The sequence below is a fragment of the Mesorhizobium sp. USDA 4132 genome, from assembly GCF_056279545.1.
In genome coordinates this window covers 306,870-317,017 of the sequence record NZ_JBWCCP010000001.1, presented here as the reverse complement: position 1 = coordinate 317,017, position 10,148 = coordinate 306,870, and the positions used below count along the sequence as shown (strand labels likewise).

The window sequence follows — 10,148 nt, the reverse complement described above, 5'->3', positions numbered from 1 at the left end:
GGTGTACCAAGTTCAGTATGTCAGAAAGTAGTGGGGCAGCAGCGGCAGGTCGTCAATGGCTGGGCGAAGCTCTGGCGCGACATCGCAAGATACGGTCTTCCCATTCGCCGCGTTTGAACGAAGATTGCCCTATTCGGGCAGATGATAGGGGTGAATGCCGGGAGCCCATTCATTGTTCGGCATCCGTGTGCCGGTATAGGTCACGCCGCTCGGCGACTTGCAGCGGTAGATCCGGGTCGGCATGACATCGCCATAGAGAATGTCGAAACCGCCACGACTGCGATAGACGTTCTCGATATCGCTGGTGCAGTCGTAGGCCTGTTTCTTCACGCGCTCCTCCTCGGGCACGACGCCGGGCAGGTTGCGGAAATAGGTCTGGGTGTCCTTGGGGAAGGCCAGGGGCTCGGCTGCGAATACCTCGGCCGGAACCAGCGCGGCGACAAGCAGCGCCACGAGCATCACGGCCGGCAGTATCCATGCACCTTTGAGCATCAATCGACTCCTCATCCACGAAAACTGCGGACGATTCAAAGATATGGACGGCAGGAGGCCCGATCCATGGGCCGGGGACCACGTTTGCGTGATCATCGGCGGTTATCCAGGCGGCGATAGCCGGTGGGCTGCTGGTAGAGCCATCCGATCCGCTGAACGGCCGCCTCGAAATTCTCGCGGGCGACGCTCATCGTGTGGCCGTTGGCGTGGAGAAGCGTCTCGGCATTCTCCATGATACCGACATGACCCTTCCATAAAACGAGGTCGCCGCGGCGAAGTTCCCCTTGGCCGATCTCTTTGCCGATCGAGGCCTGCATATCGGAGTCGCGCGGGGCAAATTGACCGGTCATCATCAGGGCAAGCTGCACGAGCGACGAGCAATCAAGACCGAAACCGGAACGGCCACCCCAGAGATACGGCGTCTCGATGAATTTTTCCGCGACCGCGACGTAGTCCTCACCCAAGGTCTCGGCGATCGGGAGGCAATGGCGGGCGATCACCGCCTCGCCGCTCGCCAGGACGAAATAACGGGTGCCGCGGGTTTCCGCCTCGCCGACGACGGTGACGCGGCTGCCCATGGACAGGGCGCCAACCGGCGGCTTGCGAAGCTCTGGTTCCGGATACAGGAAAGTGCGGGGCACGGCGATGCGGTGGGTGGGTTCGTCCGGGCTTCCGAGCATCGCCTCCGGCAGGTAGCCGACATAGCCGTCCTGATCGGCCTGCACCCAGGCAAAACCATCGGCACGGTCGAAAACCCGGACGGTTTCGCCCCACAAAAGTTCGGTATCGATGCCGCGGGCAAGGTCCGGTGCCGGACGCAGCTGGGCCACCGGCACGGCGATGCGTGCCGGTTCGCCGCGGACGAACTGGCCTGCCTCGACGCTGCCCTTCAGCGTCTCGTCTGCAAGGTCGGGGCGGAAGGCGTGCAGGCGTCTGTCGAGCAGCTTGGTCATTTCAAAATCCCTTCGGGCGCCTTATGGCAAACCCATTACTGGCGGCCTTCCCGGATGATCAGGTCGCCCAGCTTTTCCAGATAGAGCGCACCCGCCACGGTGCGCTTGATCACCACGTTGCGGCGGTCCCGCTCGTCGCGCTGGCGATCCACCAGGCCCATCTCGCCCATCGTGTCGAGCGCGCGGGTGATGACCGGCTTGGTAACGCCCAGCGTCGCCGCCAGGCCACGCACCGTGTGCGGCGGCGGCACGAGGTAAATATGCAGCAGAATGGACATCTGGCGCAATGTCAGATCGCGGCCGTCGTGGCGCACCTGCTCCAGCGATACCCGGTGCCAGAGGCCCAGCGCTTCCGTGGCGGTCAGTTCAACCGGCATCACCACCTCGGTTCAAAAATCCGGCCTCGGTTCACAATCCGACGAATTTTAGGCCGAACTTCTTACCGGTCTGTTTCGGAGCCGGTTTATTTCGCGGCCATGTCGCGGATCGTGCGATAGAGCGCGCGGATCGCAAACGCCTCGCCGCCGACCGGTGCCTGCGGCTTTTCGGCCGCCACCCAGCCGTAGATGTCGAAATGCACCCAGCTCCTGGTCGCGGTGACGAAGCGCTTGAGGAAAAGTGCTGCGGTGATTGCGCCGGCCATGCCGCCCGAGGGCGAATTGGTGATATCGGCGGCGCGGGAGCGGATATCCTTGTCGTAGCCCATCCACAGCGGCAGGCGCCACATCGGATCGGCTTCGGTGCGTCCCGCGTCCATCAGCTTGCCGGCAAGCGTTTCGTCGTCGGTGAAATAGGGCGCAAGCTCGGTGCCGAGCGCGACGCGGGCAGCCCCCGTCAACGTCGACATGTCGACCATCAAGTCGGGCGGGTTTTCGTCCGCATAGGCGAGCGCGTCGGCCAGGACCAGCCGGCCTTCCGCATCCGTATTGTCTATCTGGACGGTGACGCCCTTGCGGCTCCTGTAGATATCGCCGGGGCGGAAGGCATTGCCGGAAATAGAGTTTTCGACCGCCGGCACCAGAACCTGCAGGTCGACCTTGAGGTCGGCATCCATGATCATCAGGGCAAGGCCCATGACGTTCGCCGCGCCGCCCATGTCCTTCTTCATCAGCGCCATGTTGGCGGCACCCTTGATGTCGAGGCCACCGGTATCGAAGCATACCCCCTTCCCGACCAGGGTGACGCGCGGATGGCCCTTCTGTCCCCAGCGCATTTCGAGCAGCCGCGGGGCTGAGACGCTGGCGCGGCCGACCGTGTGAACCAGAGGGAAATTCCGGGCGAGCAGGTCCTCGCCGACGATCGACGTGACGGTCGCGCCGTAATGTTCGCCAAGCGCCCGGAAGGCCGCTTCCAGCTCGATCGGCCCCATCTCGTTGGTCGGAATATTGATGAGGTCACGGGCCAGGAAAACGCCGGCAAGCTGGCGCTCGACATCGGCGGCATCGGCCGTGACCGGGATCGCAAGCCGGACGTCCTTCGGTTTTTCGGATTTGTAGCGGCTGAAACCGTAGGTACCGAGGCCGTAGCCGAGAGCAAGATGCGCGCCGCCAAGCGCCGAGGTCTCGACATGCCAGTCACCCGCCGGCAAGAGCTTGGAGAGTTTTCCCGTAATGAACGGTGCCTCGGCGGGATCGCTGCCAAGGCCGAACAGGGCGCTGCCCACTTCATTGCCCGCAGGTACCACAAGCAGAGCACCGGCTTCCGCCTTGAAGCCCGACGCCTTCGCCCAGGCGAGCGCCGCCGCATCGAGCTTCCCAGCCTCCAGGTCGGAGGGCGTCACGGCATGGACCGGCCTTGACGTCGCCCCTTTCGCGCTGAAGGGAGAGGGACGTTCGATATACTGATAGGGAGTCATGGGCGGGCCTTCGGAAGCTGTTGGAATCGCTCGTCTTAACGATCTGTTAGGGTTAACAGTTTATTGCTGGAGTGGAAATGCGCTATCTGCCCGCTCCCTATTCGGAAGACGTGCACCGGACCGAACGAGACCGCACCCCATGACCGCTTCCGCAGCCGTGACGCTTCGCAAGACCCGCCTCGCCCAGACCGCCGCCTTCGCTCTTCTCACCGCTCTTTCGGTCACCGGTTGTGCGACGAACCGGGACGTGGCGACGACGGGCTCGATCCCGAGGGCCTCGGCCGCCTCCATGGACGGCATGAATGCGGACGCGCTTGCAGGCACAGAGAAGTCGATCGGCGAAAGTTATGCCCGGGATCCGAAGAACAAGGAAATCGGGCTGCGCTACGCGACGGTGCTCGGTATGACGGGCAAGAGCGCGCAGGCGCTTGCGGTGATGCAGCAGGTGGCGATTGCCCACCCGGCCGACCGCGAGGTGCTGGCCGCCTATGGCAAGGCGCAGGCCGGTGCCGGCCAGCTCGAACAGGCGCTCGCGACCATCAACCGCGCGCAAACCCCCGATCATCCGGACTGGCGGCTCTATTCCGCCGAAGGGGCCGTGCTCGACCAGCTCGGGCGCTCGGCGGAGGCCCGCCAGAAATACCGCATGGCGCTCGATACCCAGCCGAACGAGCCAAGTGTGATGTCCAATCTCGGAATGTCCTATGTGCTTTCCGGCGACCTGAAGACGGCGGAAACCTACATGCGTAATGCCGCCGGCCAGCCTGCCGCCGACAGCCGCGTCCGCCAGAACCTCGCGCTGGTGGTCGGCCTGCAGGGCCGTTTTTCGGAAGCAGAACAGATCGCCCGCCGCGAACTTTCGCAGCAGCAGGCCGATGCCAACGTCACCTATCTGCGCTCGATGTTATCCCAGCAAAACGCCTGGGCGAAGCTCGCCGACAAGGATGGCAAGGGAAAGCCCAACACGAACTGATGGGGCTTCTTCCGCCATTCCAACAAAAACCGGCCTTGCGCCGGTTTTCTCGTTTTCGGGAATGGTCCTGTCGAAGCGCCTTAGATAAGGCGCGAGATCACGGTGATGATTCCGCCGATCAGGACGAGGTTCACGCAAAGTCGTGTCAGCATCTTGGTATCCTCCGAATATGTTTCGCTCACGAACCGGCGAGCTGGAAAAGCCGGCCGTCTCAAGCTGATGGAGAGGATATTGGACCGATCCCGCTGAACGCCGTCTGAAACGGGAGTTCATATCACGTTCAACAATGGGCACGCGCGGCCGGTGCGGGTCGAACGCCGAATGTTAGAAAACCGCGTTCAGTGGAACTTGTCGGCGACCTGGATGCCGGCCGGACCAAGGATGACGGCGATCAGGACCGGCAGGAAGAACAGGATCATCGGCACGGTGAGCTTCGGCGGCAGGGCGGCCGCCTTCTTTTCCGCTTCGTTCATCCGCTCGTCGCGGCCTTCCTGGGCCAGTACGCGCAGTGCCGAGGCGATCGGCGTGCCATAACGTTCCGCCTGGATCAGCGCCTGGGTAACGGCCCTGACGATATCGAGCTGGGTGCGGATGCCGAGATTTTCGAGGGCGGTGCGGCGGTCCTGCAGGAAGGACAGCTCGGCCGTCGTCAGCACCATTTCCTCGGCCAGCGGCGGCGACGTCTGCGCCATCTCCTCGGCCACGCGGCGCATCGCCGCTTCCATGGAAATCCCCGATTCGACGCAGATCAACATCAGGTCGAGCGCGTCCGGCCAGGCCCGCTTGATGGAATGCTGGCGCTTCTTCACCCGGTTGGAAATGTAGATGTTCGGTGCATAGAAGCCGATATAGGCGATAACGATCGCCGCCAGCATGCGGATCGGGAACGGCCGGGTGGCGAGGTTGCCGAGCACGAAAATCCACACGATAGCGGCCGCAAGGAAAACGAAGGGCAGCAGGAAACGGGCCAACAGGAACATGTTGAGGGCGTTCTGCGACCTCAGACCGGCGGCACGAAGCCTGTTGACGGTGTTGTCGTCCACCAGCGCCTTGCGCAGATTGAAGCGCTCGACGATCTGCCGGACCGACTGGTTGTTCTGGGCGCGCAGCGACGTCTTCGACTGTTCGGAATTCATGCGGGCGCGTTCGCGGGCGCGGATCTGTTCGCGCTCGGTGGAGACCGCCTTCATGCGCTTGTCGAGATCTCCTTTTTCGAGAAAAGGGCTCGCCAGCGTGTAAAGGGTCGCGAAAACCGCCACGGCCACCAGAATGGCGAGCAGTGTGATCGGGTCGGTAAGCGTCGTTGCCAGTCCCATCGCCATGTCCCCTCAGATGTCGAAGTTGATCATGTTGCGCATGACGAAGATGCCGATCGACATCCAGACGCCGGAAGCCAAAAGGATCAGGTGCCCGCGCGGATCGGTGAAGATGATCGAGATGTACTGAGGCGAGGTGAGATAGACGAGCAGCGATACGATGAAGGGCAAAGCGCCGATGATCACCGCCGAAGCCTTCGCTTCCATCGACAACGCCTGCACCTTGGCCTTCATCTTCTTGCGCTCGCGCAGCACCTTGGAAAGGTTGCCGATCGCTTCGGAAAGATTGCCGCCGGCCTGGCCCTGAATGGTGATGACGATCGCAAAGAAATTCACTTCCGGCAGCGGCATGGTCAACATCATGCGGGTGCAGGCTTCGGGAATGCTCAGGCCCACCTGCTGGGATTCGATGACGCGGCGGAATTCCGTCTTCACCGGCTCCTGGCCGTCGGATGCGATCAGTCGCATTGAATCGTTGAGCGGCAGGCCGGATTTGATCGATCGCACCATGACGTCGAGCGCATTCGGAAATTCCTCCAGGAACTTCTTCTGGCGACGCTTGACCAGGAAACCAACGATCCAGCGCGGCAAGCCGACCGCGCTGACGAAGGCTGCGCCGAGGGCGGCAAGCAAAGGCAGCCCGGCAATCAAGGTGACGAGGAAGACGAAGACGCCGAAAAGGACACTGAACATATAGAAGCGGCCCATCGTCAGGGACAGGCCGGTCTGGGCGAGCTTGGATTTCAAGCTGCCGTCGCCCATCTTCCTGTTCTTCTCTTCCTGCTTCTTCTCCAGGTCCTTGATCGAGTCCTGCATGGACTTGCGGCGCTTGGAGAGCTCCTGCACCCGGTCTCGCGCGTCCTTGACCTTGTTGAGATCGGTTTCCGCCGATTTTACCCGGTTGAGCCGGCTGTCGGCCTTCTTTTCCACTTCCATGCGGGAGAACAACAGCCCGTAACAGACCGCCGCCGCGGCGACCGCCACGAGGGCGATAATCGCCACGACATTGATATCCAACCCGAACATGGAATTCCGCTCCTTAGTCCTTGGTTTTTTCCATCGCGTCGAGCGCGGAGGAAAGACGCTTTTCCTCGTTGTAATAACGGGCGCGGTCCCAGAAATGCGGCTTCATGATGCCGGTTGCCATATGCCTGCCAATCAGGCGGCCATTGGCGTCCTCGCCGTCGATCTCGTAGCGCATCAGGTCCTGGGTGATGATCACGTCGCCTTCCATGCCCATCACCTCGGTGATCTGGGTGATGCGGCGCGAACCGTCGCGCAGACGGGCCGCCTGAATGATGACGTCGACCGAACCGCTGATGATCTCGCGCACGGTCTTGGCCGGCAGCGAATAACCGCCCATGGCAATCATCGATTCCATACGGCTCAAGCATTCGCGCGGCGTGTTGGCGTGGATCGTACCCATCGAGCCGTCGTGGCCGGTGTTCATCGCCTGCAGCAGGTCGAAAACTTCCGGTCCGCGCACTTCGCCGACGATGATGCGTTCGGGGCGCATGCGCAGGCAGTTCTTGACGAGATCGCGCATGGTGATCTCGCCTTCGCCCTCGATGTTCGGCGGGCGGGTTTCGAGACGGACCACATGCGGCTGCTGAAGCTGCAGTTCGGCGGTATCCTCGCAGGTGATGACCCGCTCTTCCCTGTCGATATAGTTGGTCAGGCAGTTCAGCAGCGTCGTCTTGCCGGAACCGGTGCCGCCGGAGATGACGATGTTGCAGCGGACGCGACCGATGATCTGCAGGAGCGTTGCCCCTTCCGGGGTGATCGCACCGAACCTGACGAGCTGGTCGAGGTTGAGCTTGTCCTTCTTGAACTTACGAATGGTGAGCGCCGGCCCGTCGATGGCGAGCGGCGGGGCGATGACGTTGACGCGGGATCCGTCCGGCAGGCGCGCGTCGCAGATCGGCGAGGATTCGTCGACGCGGCGGCCGACCTGGCTGACGATACGCTGGCAGATCGACAGGAGCTGGGAATTGTCGCGGAAGCGGATGTCGGATTCGATCGTCTTGCCGGCGACTTCGATGAAGGTCTGTCCGGCACCGTTGACCATGATGTCGGAGATGTCGTCTCGGGCGAGCAACGGCTCCAGCGGGCCATAACCCAGAACGTCGTTGCAGATGTCCTCGAGCAGTTCCTCCTGCTCGGAGATCGACATCGCGAAATTCTTGATGGTGATGATATCGTTGACGATATCGCGGATTTCCTCGCGCGCGCTTTCGGCGTCGAGCTTGGCGAGCTGGGAAAGATCGATCGTATCGATCAGGGCCGAGAAGACCTGGCTCTTGGTATCGTAATAGAGCTCCGTGCGCGCCGGGCGCTTTCGGGCTGTCGATTGCGGCGCAAGTGGCGGCGGCGAGGAGATCTGCTGCCGCTGGGTCACGGGATCGCGCACCGGCTCGGCAAGGACTTCAGGAGCGGCGGACCGCGCCGTGGCAGGCGCTGGCGCAGCCGGCGGCGGCGGCGCGACGCTGCCGCTCTTCCCAAATCCCTCGTTTCCGCGTTTTCCAAACATACCGTTTTCCTGGTGTTATGCCTTCTTACGCCCGAGCATGCCGAGCATCTTGCCAAGCCCACCCTTCTTCACCTTCTTCATGGCGACCCGACCCGTGACGATGTGGGCGATCTGCGAGAAGGTTTCGGCGGCTGGCGATTTTGCGTCGATTTCGGAAATCATGCGGCCGCTATTGGCGGCATTGCCGAACAGCTGCACGTCGAACGGCAGGATGGCGATCGGCTCCATCTCCAGCGGCTCGATGAAATCGTTCGGAGCGATCTCCGGACGCTTCGGCATGCCGACCTGGTTGAGGATCAGATGCGGCGCACGGTCGTTCGGCCGAAGCTTCTTCAAGGCATCGATCATATTCTTCGTGTTGCGCAGGTTGGCGAGATCCGGCACCGCGCAGATCACCACCTCGTCGACCTCCGACAGAACCGCCCGCGTCCATTCCGTCCAGCCATGCGGAACGTCGAGAACGGCCATCGGTGCGCTGCGCTGCAGGAGTTCGATGATCGGCGTGAACGCGTTGCGATCGAAATCATAGGCGCGATCGAGCAGCGAGGGAGCCGCCAGCAGCGAGAGATGCTCGGAACACTTGGTCAGAAGGCGATCGAGGAAGACTTCGTCCAGGCGTTCCGGCGCAAAGACCGCTTCGGCGATGCCCTGGGCCGGATCCTGGTCGAAATCGATATTGGCCGTGCCGAAGGGAAGATCGAGATCGGCGAGGATGGTCTCGGTCGAGAACAGGTTCGAGATACCGAAGGCGCAGTTGTGCGCAATGGTCGAGGCACCGACGCCGCCCTTGGCACCAATGAAGGCGATCGATTTGCCGAGCGGCTCGGCTTCGGGATCCACGAAAATCGCCGAGATCGAAGCCAGCATGTCGGGCATTTGCACGGGGCCGACGAGATATTCGGAAATGCCGTTGCGGATCAGCTCGCGATAGAGCGAAATGTCGTTGTAACGGCCAACGACGATGACCCGGGTCGAGGGATCGCACACTTCCGCAAGCGGCGTGAGCTCATGCAGCAGGTTCTTCGGCTCGGCGTCGGTTTCCAGAATGATGAGGTTCGGGGTCGGCGTGGACGAAAACATGTTGGCGGCGGCGCTGGTGCCGCCGATGGTCACGCGCAGGTTGACCTTGGCCATGCGGCGATCACGGGCCATGCGGTCCATCGTGCGCTGCATCGCCTCGCTTTCGCAGAAGGAGTGGATAGAGATGCGCGGCAACGGGCGCAGCGCGTCGAAATCGCCGGGACGATCGGCGTCCTCGGCAGACCCTTCACCCTGGCCGGGAGTGCGGATTTCATAGTTGATCGCGCTCATTGTTTTCTCCGGTTCCCTGGCTTACGGCGTCGTTGTGCCACTGGATTCCCCGCGATAATCGCTGATGACCTTGGCGCGCTGCGCCGCGTCGATCGGCGTGATGGCGCGCGGGGCGATGAGGTCCGTGGGGTTGGCGACCTGGGCTGCAAGATTGTTCTGGCTGGCGCAGCCGAAATTGTACCAGTTCTTGTTGCCGAACGTGTTGTCCGACAGATCCGCCGGCCATTCACCGCACTGGCCGGTCATCGCCTTGGTCGTCACGTAGGAAAGCCGGATCGGCGCGGCATCGCCGTTCGGCGAGGCTGCATAGCTGCTCATCAGGATCCGCTGCGGCTTGATGCCGGAACGCGTCAGTTCACGGCGGATATCGCCCGCCAGATGTTGCGCGGCACCGGAATTATACGAGCCGTACGGCACCTGGATCTGCATTACGCCGGCAGGCGACGCCATGAAGTTCTGTGCAAATCCCTTGACCGTATCGCGCATCCCGGTCGTCAGGCGGACATCGCCCGAGGCGATCGGAATATCGAGGGTCGACTGACCTTCCGCCAGGACGATCGGATGGCGGGTGCGATAGTCGTCGGGGATGGCGCCGGTGGTGAGCTGGCTGTTGCCGCAGGCCGACAGGAGCATGCCGGATGCCGCGAGCGCAAAGGCTGCGGCAATCTGGCGGCGACGGGACCTGGTTGTAACCTTGGTCATGGCATCCTGTCCTTCG

Annotated in this window: 10 protein-coding genes; 1 reads left to right on the top strand and 9 read right to left on the bottom strand. The window is 62.5% G+C overall.

The window, feature by feature from the left end:
* Positions 1 to 129 precede the first annotated feature (129 nt).
* The 4 genes from ACZ9IU_RS01550 to ACZ9IU_RS01535 form a co-directional block, all read right to left on the bottom strand.
* Positions 130 to 492, bottom strand: coding sequence for a hypothetical protein (locus ACZ9IU_RS01550; protein WP_038548197.1), 363 nt, complete (start codon positions 490 to 492; stop codon positions 130 to 132).
* 92 nt (positions 493 to 584) lie between these two features.
* The gene (locus ACZ9IU_RS01545; RefSeq protein WP_038548194.1) at positions 585 to 1,445 is read right to left on the bottom strand and encodes a C40 family peptidase; all 861 of its coding nucleotides are present in this window, start codon (positions 1,443 to 1,445) and stop codon (positions 585 to 587) included.
* 35 nt (positions 1,446 to 1,480) lie between these two features.
* Positions 1,481 to 1,822, bottom strand: coding sequence for a MarR family transcriptional regulator (locus tag ACZ9IU_RS01540; RefSeq protein WP_037079769.1), 342 nt, complete (start codon positions 1,820 to 1,822; stop codon positions 1,481 to 1,483).
* Between the two features lie 86 nt (positions 1,823 to 1,908).
* Complete coding sequence (locus ACZ9IU_RS01535; protein WP_038548191.1) at positions 1,909 to 3,300, bottom strand: leucyl aminopeptidase family protein; 1,392 nt, start codon at positions 3,298 to 3,300, stop codon at positions 1,909 to 1,911.
* 139 nt (positions 3,301 to 3,439) lie between these two features.
* On the opposite strand from ACZ9IU_RS01535, the gene ACZ9IU_RS01530 reads away from it, so the two are divergent.
* Positions 3,440 to 4,273, top strand: a complete 834-nt coding sequence (locus ACZ9IU_RS01530) for a tetratricopeptide repeat protein (RefSeq protein WP_038548188.1) — start codon at positions 3,440 to 3,442, stop codon at positions 4,271 to 4,273.
* 338 nt (positions 4,274 to 4,611) lie between these two features.
* Here ACZ9IU_RS01530 and ACZ9IU_RS01525 read toward each other — a convergent pair whose 3' ends face one another.
* The 5 genes from ACZ9IU_RS01525 to ACZ9IU_RS01505 are packed head-to-tail and all read right to left on the bottom strand — an operon-like array spanning position 4,612 to position 10,132.
* The gene (locus tag ACZ9IU_RS01525; RefSeq protein ID WP_038548185.1) at positions 4,612 to 5,595 is read right to left on the bottom strand and encodes a type II secretion system F family protein; all 984 of its coding nucleotides are present in this window, start codon (positions 5,593 to 5,595) and stop codon (positions 4,612 to 4,614) included.
* A 6-nt stretch (positions 5,596 to 5,601) separates the two neighbouring features.
* Positions 5,602 to 6,615, bottom strand: coding sequence for a type II secretion system F family protein (locus tag ACZ9IU_RS01520; RefSeq protein WP_038548182.1), 1,014 nt, complete (start codon positions 6,613 to 6,615; stop codon positions 5,602 to 5,604).
* A gap of 13 nt (positions 6,616 to 6,628) precedes the next feature.
* Positions 6,629 to 8,119, bottom strand: coding sequence for a TadA family conjugal transfer-associated ATPase (locus tag ACZ9IU_RS01515; protein WP_038548179.1), 1,491 nt, complete (start codon positions 8,117 to 8,119; stop codon positions 6,629 to 6,631).
* 15 nt (positions 8,120 to 8,134) lie between these two features.
* Entirely contained in the window at positions 8,135 to 9,430 is a 1,296-nt protein-coding gene (locus tag ACZ9IU_RS01510) for a CpaE/TadZ family protein (protein ID WP_038548176.1), read from the bottom strand.
* 21 nt (positions 9,431 to 9,451) lie between these two features.
* A complete protein-coding gene (locus ACZ9IU_RS01505) occupies positions 9,452 to 10,132 on the bottom strand; it encodes a CpaD family pilus assembly protein (protein WP_038549951.1) in 681 nt (226 codons plus the stop codon).
* Positions 10,133 to 10,148: the final 16 nt, after the last annotated feature.

Coding starts and splice junctions, on each gene's coding strand:
- ACZ9IU_RS01535 (WP_038548191.1), bottom strand. CDS start 3,300: ATGACTCCCTATCAGTATATCGAACGTCCCTCTCCCTTCAGCGCGAAA.
- ACZ9IU_RS01505 (WP_038549951.1), bottom strand. CDS start 10,132: ATGACCAAGGTTACAACCAGGTCCCGTCGCCGCCAGATTGCCGCAGCC.
- ACZ9IU_RS01510 (WP_038548176.1), bottom strand. CDS start 9,430: ATGAGCGCGATCAACTATGAAATCCGCACTCCCGGCCAGGGTGAAGGG.
- ACZ9IU_RS01550 (WP_038548197.1), bottom strand. CDS start 492: ATGCTCAAAGGTGCATGGATACTGCCGGCCGTGATGCTCGTGGCGCTG.
- ACZ9IU_RS01540 (WP_037079769.1), bottom strand. CDS start 1,822: ATGCCGGTTGAACTGACCGCCACGGAAGCGCTGGGCCTCTGGCACCGG.
- ACZ9IU_RS01530 (WP_038548188.1), top strand. CDS start 3,440: ATGACCGCTTCCGCAGCCGTGACGCTTCGCAAGACCCGCCTCGCCCAG.
- ACZ9IU_RS01545 (WP_038548194.1), bottom strand. CDS start 1,445: ATGACCAAGCTGCTCGACAGACGCCTGCACGCCTTCCGCCCCGACCTT.
- ACZ9IU_RS01525 (WP_038548185.1), bottom strand. CDS start 5,595: ATGGCGATGGGACTGGCAACGACGCTTACCGACCCGATCACACTGCTC.
- ACZ9IU_RS01520 (WP_038548182.1), bottom strand. CDS start 6,615: ATGTTCGGGTTGGATATCAATGTCGTGGCGATTATCGCCCTCGTGGCG.
- ACZ9IU_RS01515 (WP_038548179.1), bottom strand. CDS start 8,119: ATGTTTGGAAAACGCGGAAACGAGGGATTTGGGAAGAGCGGCAGCGTC.